This window comes from Paramicrobacterium fandaimingii (assembly GCF_011751745.2).
Lineage (GTDB): Bacteria > Actinomycetota > Actinomycetes > Actinomycetales > Microbacteriaceae > Paramicrobacterium > Paramicrobacterium fandaimingii.
This window is the reverse complement of the sequence record NZ_CP061170.1, coordinates 2566711-2585343: the sequence shown is the minus strand read 5'-3', so window position 1 is coordinate 2585343 and position 18633 is coordinate 2566711. Positions and strand designations below refer to the sequence as shown.

Below are 18633 nucleotides of genomic sequence, written 5' to 3'. Positions count from 1 at the left end.
CTGTCTGCGCCGGTGACAGCCGGCCGCATCGATCCGCTGGTCCGGCCGGGTCTGGGCATCGCCTCCCTCTCTGCCCCTGAGCGAGTTGATGCCGGTGCCGGCGACTGTGCCTAGCCGCCGGCGAAGGGCGGCAGCACGTCGACCGTCGCGGCATCCGGAATCGCCGCATCGTCGCCGAGGCGCGACCCGTTCACCATGAGCGAGCATCGCCCCAGCACGCCGGCGAACTCGGCGCCGTGCGACTCGGCAAGGTGCCGTTTGAGGGCACCGACCGTCGACGCCGCGTCGAGGTGCATTTCGTCGCGGCCCGCGGCATCCGCCGCTCCGGCGAAGTAGCGAACGCGAATCATGCTGTTCTCCGTTCCACAAGCTCGCGCGTGGTGCGCACGGCCTCATCCAGAGGTATTCCGCGCGCGACGGCGATGCCGACGAGATACGTCGATACGGGTCCGGCCGGGCGCGTGATTCCGTGCGCGACATCGCGGGTGAGGTCGAGAAGCTCCGACGTCGGCACCGTGCTTGCGTCAATGCCAAGCGCCGTGGCGAGCTCGGTGGTCCACTCGTCGAGCTCAGCAGGTGTGTCAGCCATGGGTGTCCTCTCTCTTGCTTCGATAGTCGTCGATCGCCGCCCAGGTATCAAGGTCGACGCTTGCGCCGAACTCATCCGGCACCTCATGCACGCGGATGCCGGCGAGCAGCTGCCGCATGGAAGCCCCCGCGGTGTCGGGCAGCGCGCCCACCGCTGAGCGCAGCGACGCCGTGCGGTAGCGGCCCGCGAGCCACTGCCGCTTGCCCCGCGCGTCGACGAGAACGGCAGCGTCGAAGCCCGGGGGAATCGGGGTGCTCAGCAGCGCGACAACCTCGGCGGCGCGCGGCAGATCGCAGGCGAGCAGCCACGTTTCGGCGGGCGTATCGCGCTGCGGCAGGCTCGGCTGTACGAACTCCGCAGAGTGCCGGGACGAGGGCATTGTGCTGGCAGGAGGATGTTTCGGCAAATTCGTCCTCGTGCCGGCACAGTTCCCTTCTCCGGGCACAGTGCCACTCTCACGTGCAGTGCCGCCCTCACGTGCAGTGCCGCCCTCAGGTGCGGTGCCGCCCTCGAGTGCAGCGAACGCCGCCTCGATGGCCGCAACGGGGCCCGTGAACGGCGGGTCTTCGCGAACGAGGGTCATCGCTCCGCGACCGGGCTCGTGTGCGAGGTGCGTCGGCCCGACGACGATCGTCGAGCACCCCTCCACCGCAGCGAGCACGTGGTCGAGCAGCATCCGTCCGTCTACCTCGACGCTCGCTTTGTCCGCACCGTCGAGTCGTGTGGCGCGGCCGCCCGCAAGGATGATCGCCGCGTGTGGCTGCGCCGCGGCATCCGGTGCTGTCGTCGTGCTTGCTCCGGGGTGGCCGCGATCAGCCACCGCGCACCCAGTCGCCACTTTTGCCGCCCGTCTTGCGGAGCAGCTCGATGTTCTCGATCGACGTTGCCTTGTCGAGCCCCTTCACCATGTCGACGACGGTGAGGGCGGCGACGCTCACGGCGGTGAACGCCTCCATCTCGACGCCCGTGCGGTCGGCGGTGCGCACCGTCGCCTCGATCGCGACGCCGTGCTCGCGCACGTCAAGCTCGACAGCGGCGCCGTGCACGCCGATCACGTGGGCGAGGGGCAGCAGGTCTGGGGTGCGCTTTGCCGCCTGGATGCCGGCGATTCGGGCAACGGCGAGAACGTCGCCCTTGGGCGCGGTGCCCTCCCGAAGGGCAGCGATGACGTGGGGCGCGCAGCGCACGAAGCCGCGGGCGGTAGCGCTGCGGACTGTCGGCTTCTTCTCTGTGACGTCGACCATGCGCGCTTGGCCGCGTTCGTCGAGATGGGTGAACGGCTGGTCGGGTGTTTCGGGATTCGGAGTTTCTGGCGACACGCCGTGTGGGGAAGCGGTTTCCTCGGCGTGTCGCTCAAAATCTCCAAATGCGTGCACGCGCTCGTCGGGCCGAGCACCGTTGTCGTTCACGAGAGCACCATCACTGTCACCGCGTCTCCTTCGTCAACATGGTCGACATCGGCGGGCACAATTGCGAGCCCCTCGGCATCGGCGAGCGAGCTCACCAGATGAGAACCGCTGCCGCCGCGCGACGCGGGCTGCACGATCTGGTCGTTGAAGATCGCCGGCAGAATCTGCGTGCGTCCGGCGGGGGTGCGCCAGCCGACGGCGGCGGTGCGGGTGACGCGCGGTCTGTCGATGTCGGCGTGCCCGGCCATGGCGCGCAGGGCGGGACGCACGAACATCTCAAACGACGCGGCGACACTCACGGGGTTACCCGGAAGGCAGAACACGAGTGTGCCGTCTATACGTCCGAAGCCCTGCGGTTTGCCCGGCTGCATCGACACGCGGTCAAAGCGAATGGATGCTGCGCCATCAAGCACAGCCTTCACAACGTCGAAGGCGCCGACGCTGGCTCCGCCCGTCAGCACGATCGCATCGCTCACGGCGAGAGCTTCGTCGACGGCGGCCTGCAACGCGTCGTTGTCGTCGGGAACCGTCGTTGCCAACGTCACCTCGACGTTCGAGGCGCGCAGCGCCGCCGACAGCAGAATGGAGTTGGACTCGGGAATCTGCCCGCGCACGGGGGTCGCCGCGGGATCGATCAGTTCTGAGCCGGTGGAGATCACGGCGACGCGGGGGCGGCGATGCACCGAGATGGTGGCGTGCCCGGCGGCGGCGATGGACGACAGCTGCCACGCGCCGAGCTCGACGCCCGCGCTCACGGCGATGCTTCCGGCTTCGGCGTCGCTGCCCTCGAGGCGAATGTGCGCCGAGGGTTTCGGCTGCTCGGTGATGGTGATGAACTCCGGCGGCGTCTCGGTGATCGCCGTGCCGATGTCGGTGCTCTCGAGCGGCACGATCGCATCGGCGGCCGTTGGCAGCGGCGCGCCCGTCATGATGCGCACGGCTTCGCCTGCCCCGAACGACGGGTCTTCGGACGAGCCTGCCGCGACATCGGCGACGACGCGCAGCCGCGCTCCGGCGACAGCATCCGCTCGGCGCACGGCGTAGCCGTCCATCGCCGAGTTGTCGAAAAGTGGAACGGGCCAGCGGTTCTGCACGTCGTCCGCCAGCACGAGGCCGAGGGCGTCGCGCAGCACGACGGAATGCGTCGGCAGCACGCGCGCTTCGGCGAGAATGCGCTGCCGATGCGCGTCGACGCTGGTCAGCCGGGTGTCGGCGGTGCGCGTGGTGGCTGCGTCGTGCGCGTGCTGTGCATGAGTGTCGTGCTCCGTTCCGCTCATGCGTGGCTCCTCTCAGACAGCTCAGACAGCCCTGAACGGTCAGTGCGTTCTGAACGGTCAGTGCGTTCTGAACGGTCAGTGCGTTCTGAACGGTCAGTGCGTTCTGAACGCTCAGAAGCCTCAGCGCGCTCGGCCCACGCAGCATAGCCGCCGTCGAGCAGCCGAATGTCAACGTCGGGGTGGGCTGCCGCCAGGGCGCGCGCGGCGGAGCGGGCGCGCGGCCCCACCTCGCAGAACACGACGACCGAGTCGTCGAGCTCAACGGATGCCGGGTCGGCGAGCACCCGCGACAGGGGAACAGAGACGGCGCCGGGGATGCTGCCACGGGCAAACTCGTACGGCTCGCGCACGTCGAGCAGCGTGGCGTCCCCCACATCGTCGAGCTCATCGAGCGCGACGTGGGTGTGGCGCTGCGCTGCCTGGCTCGGCGTCGCTGGGGCAGCAGCTGGTGCCGCGGCATCCGGAACCAAGGGAACTTCGCGCTGGCGTTGGCCGAGTGCATCGAGCACGAGCATGCGGCCGAGCAGCGTGTCGCCGATGCCGCAGATGAGCTTCACGGCTTCGGTGACGAGAATGCCGCCGAGCTGACCGCAGAGCGCGCCGAGCACTCCCGCCTCGGCGCACGACGGCACCTCGCCTGGTGCAGGCGCGACGGGAAAGACGTCGCGCAGCGTGACGGACGGCCCGGTCGGCGGCCGCGACCAGAACACCGTGGCCTGTGCGTCAAAGCGCAGCACGGAGCCCCACACGAGAGGGATGCCGAGGGCAGCGCACGCGTCGGCGACGGCATAGCGCGTGTCAAATGTGTCGCTGCCGTCGATGATGAGGTCGTAGCCGACGAAGATCGATGCCGCATTGTCGGCGGTGAGATGCTCGCGATGCTCGATCACCCGCGTGTGCGGTGACAACGACCGGATGCGGTCGGCCGCGACTCCCGCCTTCGGCTTGCCGACATCTGCCGACGAGAAGATCACCTGTCGCTGGAGGTTGCTGGCGTCAACAACGTCATCGTCGACAATGCCAATGGTGCCCACGCCCGCCGAGGCGAGGTAGAGCAGCACGGGGGAGCCGAGGCCGCCCGCGCCAAGAACGCCGACGCGTGCGGCGAAGAGGCGGCGCTGCCCCGGCTCCCCAAGCTCGGGCAGGCGCAGCTGACGGGCGGCGCGATCGCGTTCGCCCGGGGGCAGCTGGTCTGCCGGCGTGACGAGAGGGGGAAGAACCATGCATCAACGCTAGCGCGAACGGTCGCGGAAAGCCCGTGATGAGGCCGTGAATAACGTCAGCGCCGTGCTCTCAGAGTTTTGCATAATGAAAGTGCAATTCCAGAATGCGTGCGCCATTTCTGGATAGTTCCGCAAATGCGGTGTTATTCTGCTCATATGACCGCATTTCGCATCAGCGAGGCCGCGCCGCTTTTGGGCGTGAGTGATGACACGTTACGTCGGTGGATCGACTCGGGGCAGCTGGCATCCGCTCGTGACAGTGCAGGTCGCATTGTTGTGGAGGGCGCAGACCTCGCCACGCATCTGCGTGACTCCGCCCACGGTCCGCACGATCCGGTGCAGCGGGCGTCGAGCGCGCGCAACCGCTTCGTCGGCATCGTCACAAACGTGATCGCCGATACCGTGATGGCGCAGGTCGAGCTGCAGTGCGGCCCGCACCGCGTCGTCTCGCTCATGTCGAGCGAGGCCGTGCGTGACCTCGGCCTCGAGGTCGGCTCGCTCGCCACGGCCGTCGTGAAGTCGACGACGGTGATTGTCGAAACGGCGAAAGAGAGCTGACGGATGCGCTCGAGACAACGCAGGGCGGCAGCCGCTGTCGTCAGCACAGCCGTCGCCGCGCTGCTGCTTGCCGGATGCTCGAACACGGCGTCGCCGCAAGAAGACAGCGCGACGGCATCCTTCCCCCTTGTCATCTTCGCGGCGGCGTCGCTGCAGGGCTCGTTCGACGAGCTTGCCGAGGAGTTCGAGGCGGAGCATCCGGAATACCCCGTCGACCCCATCGTCTACGACGGCTCTCAGGCCCTCGCGACGCAGATCGTCGACGGTGCAGACGTCGACGTTATCGCCTTCGCGAACGAGCCCAGCTTTGAGCCCGTCACCGATGCCGGTGCGGCAGACGAGAGCACGATCTTCGCCACGAATACACTGCAGATCGCCGTGGCTCCGGGCAATCCGAAGGGAATCGACACCCTCGCCGATCTCGCGAGCGACGACCTCTCTGTTGTGCTGTGCGCCGCAGAGGTGCCGTGCGGTGCGGCATCGCACACGCTCCTCGACGACGCCGGAGTCAGTGTGACGCCCGTGAGCGAAGAGACGAACGTCACGAGCGTCGTCACTCGGGTGAAGAACGGCGAGGCGGATGCCGGGCTCGTCTACGCAACGGATGTCGCCGCCGCGGGCGACGCCCTCGAGGGCATCACTCCCGCGAACGCCGATGCCGCCGTCAACCGGTACCCGGTCGCGGTGTCGAACAACGCTCCGTCGCCTGAGGCGGCCAAGGCGTTCGTCGACTATGTGCTCTCTGACGCGGGGCAGAAGATTCTCGCCTCCTACGGCTTCGGGGCGCCGTGACCATTCCGCGCGGGCTTTACATTCCGGCGATCGCCGCGCTGGCGCTGCTGGTGCTGCCGATCGTCGGCTTGATCTCGCGTGTGCGCTGGCAGACCCTTCCGGGCGATCTCTTCTCTGCCGAAGCTCTCACGGCGCTGTGGCTCTCGGTGTCGACGGGCGCGGTCGCCACGGTGATCTGCCTCATCGTCGGGGCGCCGCTCGCGGTGATCATCGCGCGCTCCAGCATCCGTACCGCCGCTGTTCTGCGCACGATCGTGCTGATTCCCCTCGTGCTTCCGCCGCTCGTCGGCGGCCTCGCTCTCATCTCACTGCTCGGCCGGTCGGGGCTCATCGGCCAGCCGATCTTCGAGGCAACCGGCCTCAGCCTTCCGTACACAACGGGCGCCGTCGTCGTGGCGCAGACGTTCGTCTCGATGCCGTTTCTCGTGATCACCCTCGAGGGCGCCATTCGCACCTCGGGCACATCGCACGAGCAGATCGCGTCGACGCTCGGGGCCGGGCGCTGGCGGGTGCTCAGCCGCGTGACGCTGCCGCTCATCATGCCGGGACTCGTCGGCGGAACCGTGCTCTGCTTCGCCCGCGCCATCGGCGAGTTCGGTGCTACTGCGCTGTTCGCCGGCAATGCTGAGGGCGTCACGCGCACCATGCCGCTTGCCATCTACACGGCGTTCAACGGCGTCGGCGTCTCGCAGGACTCCGCCGTCGCGCTGTCGCTTCTGCTGCTTGTCTGCGCCGTCGTCATCGTGGGCGGAATGCGCTCGTGGCGAGAGGATGCTGTGCGATGACCGGCTCCGATGTGCAGAGATTCGGAGATCCGGAGCGACACGCCGACAGAACCGCCGAAAATGCGGCGCGTCGCGGTGGTTCTCCGAATGCTTGCACGCCGGATCCTCCTGCGCCCACCGCAGAGCGGTATCTTGCGGCGCACATCGTGGTGCAGCGCGCCGATTTCACCGTCGATGTGGAGCTCGACGTTGCTGCGGGGCATTGCCTCGCGGTGCTCGGCCACAATGGTGCGGGCAAGTCGACGCTGCTGCACGCGATCGCCGGTCTTCTCGCGCTCGACGACGGCCACGTGCGGCTCGACGGCCGCGATCTGGAGTCCACTGGCGCATCGCGCGTGCAGCCGCAGCATCGTCAGATCGGGCTGCTCGACCAGAAGCCGCGCCTCTTTCCCCACCTCGACATCGAGCACAACGTCGCCTTCGGGCCACGCTCGCAGGGCAGCGGCCGTCGAGAATCGCTCGCGATCGCGCACGACTGGCTGCAGCGCATCGGTCTTGCGCACCGCTCCTCGGCGAAGCCGCATCAGCTCTCGGGAGGGCAGCAGCAGCGCGTCGCCATCGCTCGCGCGTTTGCCGCACAGCCGCGTGTGCTGCTGCTCGACGAGCCGTTTGCGGCGCTCGATGCCGAGAGCGCCCCGATGGTGCGGCGCATGCTCGTCGACGAATTGTCGCGCACGCAGACGACGAGCATCCTCGTCACCCACGACCTTGCCGATGCCTGGCAGCTTGCCGACGACTGCGTTGTGCTCTCGGAGGGCACCGCCGTCGACAGGGGAGCTCCCGATCGGCTGGCCGCCCTGCCGCGGCATCCGTTCACCGCTGCGCTCGCGGGCTTCGCCGTTGTACGGGGAGTCTGGCGCTCGGGTGCACTCTGGGTCGGTGACCGGATGCTTGTGGGCTCCGCCGCCGAGCCGCTCGCCGACGGGCAGCCGGTGATCGGCATTGTCGCGCCCTCGAGCGTCGCGGTGACGAGCACCGCAGTGTCTCCGGGCGACGGTGCATGGAGGGCGACCCTGTCTGCGGTGTCGACGCGGGGCGGCGTCGTGCGCTTCGAAGACGCATCGGGTCTCGCCGCCGAGCTTCCGTTCGCCGCTGCCCGCACTCTCGCGGGCGGCCATCTGCCGGCACCGGGCGACGAGCTCTGGTTCTCGCCCGACGCGTCGCAGCTGCGCATGCTCCCTGCTTGATGCCTTGCTTGGCCGACCATTCGTCGGTCTGCCCGTAGACAACGCTGCGCCGTGCTGGCACGATCTTTACGTGGCACGTGCCCAAGGTGATGCAGAGCAGCGTGCGAGAGATCTCGCGCTGCTCCGCCGTGTGCGCGACCGCATCGACCGCGAGTTTGCGCGGCCCCTCGACGTTGAGGCCCTCGCCCGTGGCGTCAACATCTCGGCCGGCCACCTCAGCCGCCAATTCAAGCGTGCCTACGGCGAATCGCCGTACTCCTACCTCATGACGCGACGCGTCGAACGCGCTATGGCGCTGCTGCGTCGCGGCGATGTCAGCGTCACCGACGCCTGCTTCGAGGTGGGCTTCTCGTCGCTGGGAACCTTCAGCACGCGCTTCACCGAACTGGTGGGCATGTCCCCAAAGCGCTACAAGGTGTCGGCAGACCGGCACGAGGGTGTGCCCGCCTGCATTGTGAAGCAGGTTTCACGACCGATCAGAAATCGAGAAGTATCGAAAGAGGCGCCGCTCTAGGCTGACGACCATGACGATCACCATTGACACGACAGTCCTGCCGCACACCAACCCCGACGAATCGCTGGCGTTTTACCGAGACGTTCTCGACTTCGAGATTCGCAACGACGTGGGCAACGGCACCATGCGCTGGATCTCCGTCGGCCCGCACGGCCAGCCCGACGTGACTCTGCTGCTAGCTCCGCCGGCCATTGACCCCGGCCTCACAGACGACGAGCGCCGCGTCATCTCTGAGATGATGGCGAAGGGCACCTACGGCTGGCTTCTGCTGGCCTCCGACGATCTCGACGGCCTGTTCGAACGGGTGCAGGCAACGGACACGGAGATTGTGCAGGAGCCCACTGACCAACCGTACGGAGAGCGCGACTGCGCGTTTCGCGACCCGGCGGGCAACCTCATTCGCATCAAGCAGGCGCGCTGAGGCAGTGGGCGGTCATCGACAGCATCCGACAAGCCGAAAGAGAAGAAACGATGAGCACTGAGTCGTCTGAGAACGGCATTGCCGCCGCGGATCGCCACGACACCATTCGCGTCGTCGGCGCGCGCGAGAACAACCTCAAGAACATCTCCGTCGAGATTCCGAAGCGGCGTCTCACTGTCTTCACGGGCGTGTCGGGCTCGGGCAAGAGCTCGCTGGTATTCTCGACGATCGCGGCCGAATCTCAGCGCATGATCAACGAGACCTACAGCTCGTTCGTGCAGGGCTTCATGCCGAATCTGCCGCGCCCCGACGTTGACGTACTCGAGGGCCTCACGACGGCGATCATCGTCAACCAAGAGCGCATCGGCTCCGATCCGCGGTCAACGGTCGGCACGGCAACCGACACGGGTGCGATGCTGCGCATTCTGTTCAGCCGCCTCGGTGACCCCCACATCGGTTCGCCTCAGGCGTTCTCGTTCAACGTCGCCTCGATCAGCGGAGCGGGCGCCGTCGCGTTCGAGCGCGGAGGCAAGACGGTGAAGGAACGACGCGACTTCAACATCGTGGGAGGCATGTGCCCGCGATGCGAGGGCAGGGGCCAGGTGAGCGATTTCGATCTGACGGCGCTTTTCGACGAGACGAAGTCGCTGAATGAGAGCGCGCTGCTCGTTCCGGGGTACACGGCAGACAGCTGGTATGGCCGCATCTACCGAGGCAGCGGCTATTTCAACAACGACAAGCCCATCAAAGACTTCTCGACGAAGCAGCGCGACGACCTGCTCTACAAGCCGGCGACCCGCATCAAGGTCGAGGGCGTCAACGTCTGGTACGAGGGTCTGATCCCGAAGATTCAGAACTCGATGCTGTCGAAAGACCGCGAGGCGATGCAGCCGCACATTCGCCGGTTCGTCGACAGTGCCATCACGTTCGACACCTGCCCGGAGTGCGAGGGGACACGGCTCAGCGACACAGCGCGGTCGTCACAGATCCGTGGGCTGAGCATCGCCGACGTCAACGCCATGCAGATCAGCGATCTGGCCGAATGGATGCGGCAGCTCGACGAACCGTCGGTAGCCCCGCTCGTCACGGCGCTGTCTGAGACGCTCGATGCCTTCGTCACGATCGGCCTCGGCTATCTCTCGCTCGGCCGGCCTGCGGGAACGCTCTCGGGCGGTGAAGCGCAGCGCACAAAGATGATCAGGCACCTGGGCTCGAGCCTCACCGACGTCACGTACGTGTTCGATGAACCATCCATCGGCCTGCACCCCCACGACGTCGCGCGCATGAACACGCTGCTGGTTCAACTGCGCGACAAGGGAAACACTGTGCTCGTCGTCGAGCACAAGCCCGAGCTCATCGGCATCGCCGACCACGCTGTCGACTTGGGCCCGCTCGCGGGCACCGAGGGCGGCACGATCATGTTCGAGGGAACCGTCGACGATCTTCGCACGAGTGACACCGTCACGGGCAGGCATCTCGACGACCGGTCGCGTGTGAAAGACACGGTCAGAAAATCACCGGATGCTCTCGAGATTCGCGGTGCCAGCACAAACAACCTGCAGAACGTCGACGTCGACATTCCGCTCGGCGTGTTGTGTGTGCTGACGGGCGTCGCCGGTTCGGGCAAGAGCTCGCTCGTCACCGGTTCACTCGCGAAGCACGACGACGTCGTGCTTGTCGACCAGCAGCCCATCAAGGGGTCGCGCCGCAGCAACCCAGCGACATATTCGGGAATGCTCGAGCCGATCCGCAAGGCATTTGCCAAGGCAAACGGCGTGAAGCCCGGCCTGTTCTCCGCCAACTCAGAGGGCGCGTGCCCCCTGTGCAACGGCGCCGGCGTCATCTTCACCGATCTCGGGGTGATGGCGAGCGTCGAGTCGACGTGCGAGCTGTGCGAGGGCAAGCGGTTTCAGGCAGACGTGCTGGAATACCTCTTCGGCGGCAAGAACATCAGCGAGGTTCTGCAGATGTCGGTCACCCAGGCCGCCGAGTTCTTCGCACGAGACGACGCCAAGGTGCCTGCCGCCCACAAGATCCTCGAGCGCATGGTCGACGTCGGCCTCGGCTACCTCACCATCGGGCAGCCGCTCACCACGCTTTCGGGCGGGGAGCGGCAGCGGCTCAAGCTCGCCATTCAGCTGGGCGACAAAGGCGGCATCCTGGTTCTTGATGAACCGACCACCGGGCTGCACCTTGCCGACGTCGAGAACATGCTCGCCTTGCTTGACCGGCTCGTCGACTCGGGCAAATCGGTGATCGTGATCGAGCACCACCAGGCGGTGATGGCGCATGGCGACTGGATCATCGACCTCGGCCCGGGTGCCGGGCACGACGGCGGGCGCGTGGTGTTCGAGGGAACTCCCGCCGACCTTGTCGCGCAGAAACCGACGCTCACGGGCGAGCACCTGGCGGAGTACGTGCAAGCCTGAGCTACGGACATGAGCGCTCAAGGGTGTAAGCCTGAGCATCCGCCTTGCTTTACGCATTTCTACAGTCGGTAGAAGCGTGTACGTTTAAGGGAGACCACGCGTACGTGAGGGGTGAGGGTGTCTCGTTCGATCTACATCACGTCGGCCGAAGGATATTCGGGCAAGTCGACTGTTGCGCTGGGAGCTCTCGACACCCTGACGCACCAGGTGAAGCGGGTCGGAGTCTTTCGCCCGATCGCGCGTTCCATCGACAAGCGAGACTACGTTCTCGAGCTGCTGCTCGGCCACGACGGCGTCGACCTCAGCTACGACGAGTGCATCGGCGTCACCTACGACGATGTGCACGCCGACCCCGAGGCGGCTCTCTCGACGATCGTGAGCCGCTATAAGGCCGTCGAAGAGAAATGCGACGCCGTCGTGATCGTGGGAAGCGACTTCACCGACGTCGGAAGCCCAACCGAGCTCGGCTACAACGCGCGCATCGCCGCCAACCTTGGTGCCCCCGTTCTGCTTGTGCTCGGCGGCCGTGAGGGACAGGGGCACGGCGAACGTCTCGGCCTGGCCGAGGGGCGCACGGCAAGCGAGATGCGCCAGATCGCCGACCTCGCCCTTGTTGAGCTGAACGATGCGTTCGCTTCTCTGCTCGCCATCGTCGCCAACCGCGCGGACCCCGACCACCTCGATGAGATCACCCGCGCCATCGGAGAGGTCACGGCCGGTGCCCCGGTGTGGGCGATCCCCGAGGAGCCGTATCTCGTCGCCCCGACGATCGGCCTCATCAAGGATGCTGTCGCTGGCACGCTCATCAAGGGGGAAGAAGAGCTGCTCACCCGCGAGGCGCTCGGCGTCGTGATCGCGGGAATGAGCATGGAGAACGTGCTGCCTCGGCTCACTGAGGGCGCCGTCGTCGTCGTCGCTGGCGACCGCACTGAGACGCTGCTTGCCGTGCTGCTGTCGCAGCAGTCTGCCGCGTTCCCCTCGATCTCGGGAGTCGTGCTCAACGGCGGCTTCGAGCTGCCCGAGTCGATAAACAAGCTCATCGAGGGGCTCACGGTGAAGCTGCCGATCATCGCAACGGAGTGGGGAACGTATGACACGGTCATGCGCATCACCCACACGCGCGGCCGACTCGCGGCCGAGTCGCAGCGCAAGTTCGACTCGGCGCTCTCGCTCTTCGAGAAGCACGTCGACAAAGAGGCGCTCGTGAGCATGCTCGACGTCGCGAAGACCGATGTTGTGACGCCGCTGATGTTCGAGTTCAGCCTGCTCGACCAGGCGCGGCGCCGGCCTCGCCACATCGTCTTGCCCGAGGGCGACGAAGATCGTGTGCTTCGGGCTGCGCACACGCTTCTTGCGCGTGAGGTTGCGCAGCTGACGATTCTCGGCGAGAAGTTCGAGGTGATGTCGCGGTCGATCGAGCTGGGCCTCGACATCTCGGGCGCCGACGTGCTCTCACCGCATGACCCCGTGCTCAGTATGAAGTTTGCGCAGGAGTACCACCGCCTCCGTGAGCACAAGGGCATCACGCTTGAGCAGGCGCGCGAGGTCGTCACCGACGTCTCGTACTTCGGCACGATGATGGTGCACATGGGGCTCGCTGACGGCATGGTCTCGGGGGCCGCGCACACAACCGCGCACACCATCCGTCCCGGCTTCGAGATCATCAAGACGAAGCCGGGCACCTCGGTTGTGTCGAGCGTGTTTCTCATGGCTCTCGAAGACCGCGTTCTCGTCTATGGGGACTGCGCCGTCATTCCCGACCCCACGGCCGACCAGCTCTGCGACATCGCCATCTCGTCGACGGTGACGGCCGAGCGCTTCGGCATCGACCCCCGCGTCGCCATGCTCTCGTATTCGACGGGGGAGTCCGGCACGGGCGCCGACGTCGACAAGGTGCGTCAGGCGACGGCTCTCGTGCGCGAGCGCATGCCCGAGATTCTCGTTGAGGGGCCGATTCAATACGATGCCGCCGCCGACGCAGCGGTTGCGGCAACGAAGCTGCCGCAGTCCGACGTTGCCGGGCGCGCGACAGTGTTCATCTTCCCCGACCTCAACACCGGCAACAATACGTATAAGGCGGTGCAGCGTTCGGCAGGCGCCGTGGCGATCGGCCCGGTGCTGCAGGGCCTCAACAAACCCATCAACGATCTCTCTCGAGGAGCGCTCGTGCAAGACATCGTCAACACTGTCGCGATCACCGCGATTCAGGCGGCGTCCTCATGACCGCGGTGCTCGTCATCAACTCGGGCTCGTCGTCGTTCAAGTACCAGCTGATCGAGATGGATGCCGAGGCGACGCTCGCTCGCGGGCTGGTGGAGCGCATTGGGGCGGACGAGTCCCGCATCGTGCACGAGGTCATGGGCGACGACGGCACCGCCACGTCGCACGAGCAGATAACGCAGATTCACGACCACACTGCCGGATTTCAGGCGATGCTCGATGCGTTTGCCGAACACGGGCCGTCGCTGACGGAGCATCCGCCTGTTGCCGTCGGCCACCGCGTCGTGCACGGGGGAGCACGCTTCTTCGAACCCACAGTCGTTACGAACCTGGTGACCATCAACATTCAAGATCTCTCCGAGCTGGCGCCGCTGCATAACCCGGCGAACGTCGAGGGAATCACCGCGGCGCAAGAAGCATTCGGCGATGTTCCGCACGTCGCCGTCTTCGATACGGCGTTTCACCAGACGCTGCCTCCCGAGGCGTACACCTACGCACTCGATGCCGCAACGGCGGAGCGTTACCGTGTGCGCAAGTACGGCTTTCACGGCACGAGTCACAAGTTCGTCTCTGAGGAGGCTGCACGGTTTCTCGGCCGCGACAACGCGAGCCTCAACCAGATTGTTCTTCACCTCGGCAACGGCGCCTCGATGACGGCGGTGCGCGGCGGGCGGTCTGTTGACACGTCGATGGGTCTGACCCCGCTTGAGGGCCTGGTGATGGGAACGCGCACGGGCGACATCGACCCAGCAGTCGTGTTCCACCTGCATCGTCGTGCCGACATGGGCGTTGCCGAGCTCGACGAGCTGTTCAACTCCAAGAGCGGAATCTACGGCCTGTCGGGGCTGAAGGACATGCGCGATCTCACCGAGCAGGCGAACACCGGAAACGAGAAGGCGCGTGCGGCACTCGACGTGTACGTGCACAGGCTCAAGCAGTACCTCGGCGGTTACGTCTTTCAGCTCGGCCGGGTTGACACCATCGTGTTCACAGCGGGTATCGGTGAGAACAGTGCTCAGGTGCGTGCGGAGACGCTCGCGGGGCTTGAGAACTTCGGAATTCGGGTGGATGCTGCTCGCAATGAGCAGCGCTCACGCGGCATCCGGGTGATCTCTGCCGATGACTCGGCCGTCACTGTTCTCGTCGTGCCCACGAACGAAGAGCTCGAGATCGCGCGGCAAACTCTCTCGGCGATCTGAGGCTCGCTGCTACCGAGCGCCGAACCACCGACTGATCGCGGCATCGGAGCATCTGCGCCAGGTCGTCGGCGAAGCTGGATGCCTCGGTCGCTGTCACGCCCTCAACGGCGACACGTCGCCTGCCAGACGGGTTGTTGTGAAGAATCTGGTCAGCGATGCGGCCAAGCACGCTGTCTCTGCTCTCGGGTGTTGCGACCATGGCTTCAGAGTACGCCCGAATCATGAGCAGATTCAGGCACTCGAGCGCTTCTGGGAGCGCACGGCAATGCCCGCGATCAGCAGCCCGAGTACGATCGCGCAGATCGCGAAGCCGAGAGCGGGCCACACATCGGGGCCCGTCTTCGGCGGCGTCGACGCCTCGGCGCTGCCAACGATGGTTTCGCCGTTGGCGGTGACCTGAATGTCGGCTGTCGTGGACCCGTGTGCGTCGCCCGGTGACGTCACGGTGAAGAGGAGCCACCGCTGCTCGTCTGTCGGCATCGACAGAAGCTCGATGTTCTTCTGATCGCCTGTCAGCTTCGTGACGTCGGCAACGCGCGCTTCGTCTCCGGGGCAGGTGTCGTCGACCCATTTGATCGTGCATGCTCGAATCGACATATCGAGGTCGAGATCGCCGTGTGACGAGAGAGCGATGTCGGCTTCGTCTGCGCTGGGGCTGTCAACGGACACCCCGACTTGCCAGGCGACGGAGACGCCCGGTGCCAGAGAGCGCAGAGCGTGCGTGTCGGCGACCGTCGTGAGGGTGATGTGGTCGCCGGCTGTGATCGTCTGGTCAGAGGCCATGGCGTTCGCCGACGAGGCCGGTGCCGCCGCGAGAGCGATTGCTCCCGCGAGGGCACCGAGAGTCAGCAGCACCCTGCTCAGGACACTGCTGACGCGTCGCGACGTGCCGTCGATGATTCCCCCATGCGTACGACGTCGCGAGTCAGATCTCGCAAACGACGTCCTCATCAAAGATATTCAGGAATACGCCGCAGAACCGCTCTGCAACCGAAAATGCCACGCGTACTGGGGGTACGTGATTCCGGGCTCAGGAAAACTCGCTTGTCGCCACCGAGGCATGCTCTGCGTGCGGGGCTTCAATGGCCTCGCGTGCCGTTTTCGCCCACGCGGTTCGCCCGCTGAGTTGACGAATGACGCTCTGAACCAGAACAGGGAAGATCAGCCACGAATAGACCGTGTACGGCAGAACGGCGATTGCCGCGTACAGAATGTTCTTCGGTCCGCGCCCGCTCATGAGGAGAGTAGCGATTCCTGGGCCGAAACCGACGCTGACGAAGATGAGCGCGACGAGAAGGTTGCCTGGCAACAGCGCCACGTCAGACATCGTGGCCAGAAGCACTGCGCTCACGAATCCAATGCCGGTTGTGAGCTGCAGGGCGGGTGTCAAGAGGTAAAAGAGGCAGTCCACGCGTGCGAGAACAGTGACGCGGGAGCGACCCACCGAGGGCACAAGCCCGAGAGCCTGCCATGCTCCCTGAGCCCACCGCGTACGTTGGCGGTACAGGCGGCGGATGCTCCGCAGCCCCTGCTGTTCGATCGTCGCCTCATTGACCTGAACACCCTGCCAGCCTTGCTGGACCAGGCGAACTCCGAGATCTTGGTCTTCCGTGAGACGGTCACGCCACGGGCCGTCACCGTCGCTGACCTCCGCCAGCGCGGAGAATCGGTTGAACTGCCCATTGCCTCCCATGTTTGCCGTTCCCCAGTGGGCTCGTCCTGCCTGAAAGACGTATCCAAACGATCGAAACTCGATGTCCTGCGCCCACGTGAGGAGATGGCCTCTGTTGTAGATCCTCACGAGGCACTGAGCGCCGCCGACGCTGGGGTTCTCAAAGGAGGGACCAAGCTTCTGGCACGCGTTCGGGGACAGCCGACCGTCGGCATCGACGATTCCGAGGATCACTCGATCAGCGCTCCACTGTGCGTATTCGGACGAGGGGAGCAGCACGTCGCGCACGTAGCTGAATGCGTTGTTGAGGGCGGCAGCCTTGCCGCGCCTGGCATGGGGAGCGACCCGAGTGAGCACGGTGAGATCGGGTCCAGCGAGGGAGTCGAGCACCTCCCCCGTGCGGTCATCGGATCCGTCATTGATCACCAGAATCATGCGATGACGCACGTGAGTACGTCGCAGACGCGTCACACTGTCGGCGATCGTGACCTCCTCATTCAGCGCCGGCACCATGAAGATCCACAAGAAGTCGCTCTCAACATCGTTCGACGAGTGAGTATCGTCGTGAGCCATGCCGTAGCGTCGCGCGTTGACGATGAGTACCACAACCGACAGGCCGGAGCTCAGGGTGATCGTGAGCACGACCCAATAGAAGATCTGCACGTACAGCGGCAAGCCAGTGAACAGGTTGAGATCGGGGGCGTCAGCCAAATGCAACGTCATCGAGAGACTCCATCTCAGGCTGCGCGGCCACGACAGAGGCGGCTCCATAGCCGCCAGCGCGCAACACTGCCGACCGGTCGAAGATCGTTCCGAACTGCTCCGGTTCCTCGGTTCCGAAGGCTATGAATTCACAGGCTTGCACGATGCGCTGGGCAGCGTGCCCATCGCCATAGGGGTTTCCCTGGGTTGCGCGGCGACGGTAAAGAATGTCGTCCTCGAGAAGCATGGACGTCCGCGCGACGATTCGATCGACTGTCGTGCCAACGAGTTCCACAGTGCCGGCCTTGACACCCTCGCTTCTCTCCGTTGTGTCGCGAAGAACGAGCACAGGAGTGCCTAACGCCGGGGCCTCTTCCTGAACTCCTCCGGAATCCGTCAGGATGATGTGTGCGCGTTTGAGGAGGCGTGCAAAGGGAAGGTAATCAAGCGACGGTACGAGAAGCACATTCTCGTGCTGCTCGAGCATTGTGCGAAAGACAGACGATACTGCCGGGTTCGGGTGAAGAGGAACAACGAACCGGTCGTGAGGGTATGCGATGGCCAGTCGTGAGACAGCCTTGCTGATGCGCTCGATTCCGGGGCCCCAGTTTTCTCGTCTGTGTGCCGTCACGACGATGATGCGCGAATTCGGGCTCATGGTGTCGAGAACCGCGAGCTCGGGCACGTCAAAGGGCTGGTCGAGCTCAACGGCCAGCTGGAGCGCATCGATCGCGGTGTTTCCCGTGACGAGAATGCGTGACAGTTCCACGCCCTCGTGAATCAGATTCTCTCGGTTCTTGTGGGTTGGAGCAGCGTGAAAGGCTGCGATCCGCGAGATCAACTGGCGGTTCAACTCTTCGGGGAATGGCGAGAGTGTGTCAGATGTGCGCAGTCCCGCCTCAACGTGCACGACGGGGATCCGAAGGTGGAAGGACGCTAATGCCGCAGCTGCCGCACTTGACGTATCGCCGTGCACGAATGTCGTCACGGGGTACCCGGACGATGCCGCCGCTGCGGAATCCGCTGGAGGTTCGCCGAAGTTCGTCGCCACGTAGTTCTCAAGTGACGACATGACAGACGAGAAAAGATTGTTCAGAGACATGCCGGGACGCGTGGCATTGAGTTCGATGTCTGGGGCGAGCCCGAACGGGCGAAGCACCCGCCGCACGAGTTCCGCGTGTTGACCGGTTGAGATGACGATGGGAGTGATGCGCGAGCTCTGCGCAAACGCCAAAATGACGGGCACCATTTTGATCGCCTCTGGACGAGTGCCAACGACGATGAGAACTTTCGGGTCGGTGATCTCCGAGGTAGGGGACATGACCTCAGCATACGAACACCGTGTGGGCCAAATGGGGGACATGGGTGAATGCTCGCATGTCCTTGCGCCAATCTTGAGTCTTTCAACTCATGATGGCGTGCGGCGTGCGAGCGCGCGCTTCAGGGCGTTTTCGGCACCGGCATCGGACTGCGCCGCAGCAGCCTCGACGTTCTCTTTCCCCACGGCCTCGACAAGCTCTGCCCGCTGAATGCGCGTTTCGCGGGGAGCCTGAACGCCGATGCGCACGGTGTCGCCCTTGACATCGAGAACGGTGAGCTCGACGTCGTCGCCGATCAGTACGCGCTCGCCGATTCGTCTCGTCAACACCAGCATTG

The 18633-nt window shown here is 65.4% G+C and carries 19 protein-coding genes; 9 read left to right on the top strand and 10 right to left on the bottom strand.

Annotated elements, in window-relative coordinates:
- Positions 1–110: 110 nt before the first annotated feature.
- The 6 genes from HCR84_RS12485 to HCR84_RS12460 all read right to left on the bottom strand — a co-directional run bounded on the left by HCR84_RS12485 (position 111) and on the right by HCR84_RS12460 (position 4498).
- Positions 111–350 (bottom strand): MoaD/ThiS family protein, encoded by a 240-nt coding sequence (locus HCR84_RS12485; RefSeq protein WP_166980546.1) that lies wholly within the window; start codon positions 348–350, stop codon positions 111–113.
- The gene (locus HCR84_RS12480; RefSeq protein WP_166980548.1) at positions 347–589 is read right to left on the bottom strand and encodes a DUF6457 domain-containing protein; all 243 of its coding nucleotides are present in this window, start codon (positions 587–589) and stop codon (positions 347–349) included. Before HCR84_RS12480 ends, HCR84_RS12485 begins: the two co-directional genes overlap by 4 nt.
- Entirely contained in the window at positions 582–1409 is an 828-nt protein-coding gene (gene mobA / locus HCR84_RS12475) for a molybdenum cofactor guanylyltransferase (RefSeq protein WP_166980550.1), read from the bottom strand. Before mobA ends, HCR84_RS12480 begins: the two co-directional genes overlap by 8 nt.
- The gene (gene moaC, locus HCR84_RS12470) at positions 1402–1833 is read right to left on the bottom strand and encodes a cyclic pyranopterin monophosphate synthase MoaC (protein ID WP_166981953.1); all 432 of its coding nucleotides are present in this window, start codon (positions 1831–1833) and stop codon (positions 1402–1404) included. The genes mobA and moaC overlap by 8 nt, the downstream gene beginning before the upstream one ends.
- A gap of 161 nt (positions 1834–1994) precedes the next feature.
- On the bottom strand, positions 1995–3275 hold the full coding sequence (locus HCR84_RS12465) for a molybdopterin molybdotransferase MoeA (protein ID WP_166980552.1): 1281 nt from the start codon (positions 3273–3275) through the stop codon (positions 1995–1997).
- Positions 3272–4498, bottom strand: a complete 1227-nt coding sequence (locus HCR84_RS12460) for a ThiF family adenylyltransferase (RefSeq protein WP_166980553.1) — start codon at positions 4496–4498, stop codon at positions 3272–3274. Before HCR84_RS12460 ends, HCR84_RS12465 begins: the two co-directional genes overlap by 4 nt.
- Before the next feature lie 156 nt (positions 4499–4654).
- On the opposite strand from HCR84_RS12460, the gene HCR84_RS12455 reads away from it, so the two are divergent.
- The 9 genes from HCR84_RS12455 (at position 4655) to HCR84_RS12415 (ending at position 14603) form a co-directional block, all read left to right on the top strand.
- A complete protein-coding gene (locus HCR84_RS12455; RefSeq protein ID WP_166980555.1) occupies positions 4655–5056 on the top strand; it encodes a TOBE domain-containing protein in 402 nt (133 codons plus the stop codon).
- Between the two features lie 3 nt (positions 5057–5059).
- Positions 5060–5848, top strand: a complete 789-nt coding sequence (gene modA / locus HCR84_RS12450) for a molybdate ABC transporter substrate-binding protein (RefSeq protein WP_166980557.1) — start codon at positions 5060–5062, stop codon at positions 5846–5848.
- Positions 5845–6633, top strand: coding sequence for a molybdate ABC transporter permease subunit (gene modB, locus HCR84_RS12445; protein ID WP_166980559.1), 789 nt, complete (start codon positions 5845–5847; stop codon positions 6631–6633). Before modA ends, modB begins: the two co-directional genes overlap by 4 nt.
- Entirely contained in the window at positions 6630–7820 is a 1191-nt protein-coding gene (locus tag HCR84_RS12440; RefSeq protein WP_166980561.1) for a sulfate/molybdate ABC transporter ATP-binding protein, read from the top strand. The genes modB and HCR84_RS12440 overlap by 4 nt, the downstream gene beginning before the upstream one ends.
- A gap of 70 nt (positions 7821–7890) precedes the next feature.
- A complete protein-coding gene (locus HCR84_RS12435; RefSeq protein ID WP_166980563.1) occupies positions 7891–8334 on the top strand; it encodes a helix-turn-helix domain-containing protein in 444 nt (147 codons plus the stop codon).
- 10 nt (positions 8335–8344) lie between these two features.
- Positions 8345–8755, top strand: coding sequence for a VOC family protein (locus HCR84_RS12430; protein WP_166980565.1), 411 nt, complete (start codon positions 8345–8347; stop codon positions 8753–8755).
- Between the two features lie 50 nt (positions 8756–8805).
- Positions 8806–11184, top strand: a complete 2379-nt coding sequence (locus HCR84_RS12425) for an ATP-binding cassette domain-containing protein (protein WP_166980567.1) — start codon at positions 8806–8808, stop codon at positions 11182–11184.
- Positions 11185–11301: 117 nt separating this feature from the next.
- Complete coding sequence (gene pta, locus HCR84_RS12420) at positions 11302–13407, top strand: phosphate acetyltransferase (protein WP_166980569.1); 2106 nt, start codon at positions 11302–11304, stop codon at positions 13405–13407.
- Entirely contained in the window at positions 13404–14603 is a 1200-nt protein-coding gene (locus tag HCR84_RS12415; protein WP_166980570.1) for an acetate/propionate family kinase, read from the top strand. Before pta ends, HCR84_RS12415 begins: the two co-directional genes overlap by 4 nt.
- Before the next feature lie 231 nt (positions 14604–14834).
- Here the strand turns inward: HCR84_RS12415 and HCR84_RS12410 are convergent, their stop codons facing one another.
- From HCR84_RS12410 to csrA, 4 genes are all read right to left on the bottom strand, one after another.
- Complete coding sequence (locus tag HCR84_RS12410; RefSeq protein WP_166980572.1) at positions 14835–15554, bottom strand: hypothetical protein; 720 nt, start codon at positions 15552–15554, stop codon at positions 14835–14837.
- A 79-nt stretch (positions 15555–15633) separates the two neighbouring features.
- The gene (locus tag HCR84_RS12405) at positions 15634–16998 is read right to left on the bottom strand and encodes a glycosyltransferase (RefSeq protein WP_166980574.1); all 1365 of its coding nucleotides are present in this window, start codon (positions 16996–16998) and stop codon (positions 15634–15636) included.
- The gene (gene wecB / locus HCR84_RS12400) at positions 16979–18298 is read right to left on the bottom strand and encodes a non-hydrolyzing UDP-N-acetylglucosamine 2-epimerase (RefSeq protein WP_166980576.1); all 1320 of its coding nucleotides are present in this window, start codon (positions 18296–18298) and stop codon (positions 16979–16981) included. Before wecB ends, HCR84_RS12405 begins: the two co-directional genes overlap by 20 nt.
- A gap of 87 nt (positions 18299–18385) precedes the next feature.
- Entirely contained in the window at positions 18386–18631 is a 246-nt protein-coding gene (gene csrA / locus HCR84_RS12395; RefSeq protein WP_166980578.1) for a carbon storage regulator CsrA, read from the bottom strand.
- Positions 18632–18633: the final 2 nt, after the last annotated feature.

Excerpts from the sequence above, each read along its gene's own strand:
- HCR84_RS12485 (WP_166980546.1), bottom strand. The coding sequence starts at position 350 with ATGATTCGCGTTCGCTACTTCGCCGGAGCGGCGGATGCCGCGGGCCGC.
- HCR84_RS12480 (WP_166980548.1), bottom strand. The coding sequence starts at position 589 with ATGGCTGACACACCTGCTGAGCTCGACGAGTGGACCACCGAGCTCGCC.
- moaC (WP_166981953.1), bottom strand. The coding sequence starts at position 1,833 with ATGGTCGACGTCACAGAGAAGAAGCCGACAGTCCGCAGCGCTACCGCC.
- HCR84_RS12465 (WP_166980552.1), bottom strand. The coding sequence starts at position 3,275 with ATGAGCGGAACGGAGCACGACACTCATGCACAGCACGCGCACGACGCA.
- HCR84_RS12460 (WP_166980553.1), bottom strand. The coding sequence starts at position 4,498 with ATGGTTCTTCCCCCTCTCGTCACGCCGGCAGACCAGCTGCCCCCGGGC.
- HCR84_RS12455 (WP_166980555.1), top strand. The coding sequence starts at position 4,655 with ATGACCGCATTTCGCATCAGCGAGGCCGCGCCGCTTTTGGGCGTGAGT.
- modA (WP_166980557.1), top strand. The coding sequence starts at position 5,060 with ATGCGCTCGAGACAACGCAGGGCGGCAGCCGCTGTCGTCAGCACAGCC.
- HCR84_RS12440 (WP_166980561.1), top strand. The coding sequence starts at position 6,630 with ATGACCGGCTCCGATGTGCAGAGATTCGGAGATCCGGAGCGACACGCC.
- HCR84_RS12430 (WP_166980565.1), top strand. The coding sequence starts at position 8,345 with ATGACGATCACCATTGACACGACAGTCCTGCCGCACACCAACCCCGAC.
- HCR84_RS12425 (WP_166980567.1), top strand. The coding sequence starts at position 8,806 with ATGAGCACTGAGTCGTCTGAGAACGGCATTGCCGCCGCGGATCGCCAC.
- HCR84_RS12415 (WP_166980570.1), top strand. The coding sequence starts at position 13,404 with ATGACCGCGGTGCTCGTCATCAACTCGGGCTCGTCGTCGTTCAAGTAC.
- HCR84_RS12410 (WP_166980572.1), bottom strand. The coding sequence starts at position 15,554 with ATGAGGACGTCGTTTGCGAGATCTGACTCGCGACGTCGTACGCATGGG.
- HCR84_RS12405 (WP_166980574.1), bottom strand. The coding sequence starts at position 16,998 with ATGACGTTGCATTTGGCTGACGCCCCCGATCTCAACCTGTTCACTGGC.
- wecB (WP_166980576.1), bottom strand. The coding sequence starts at position 18,298 with ATGTCCCCTACCTCGGAGATCACCGACCCGAAAGTTCTCATCGTCGTT.
- csrA (WP_166980578.1), bottom strand. The coding sequence starts at position 18,631 with ATGCTGGTGTTGACGAGACGAATCGGCGAGCGCGTACTGATCGGCGAC.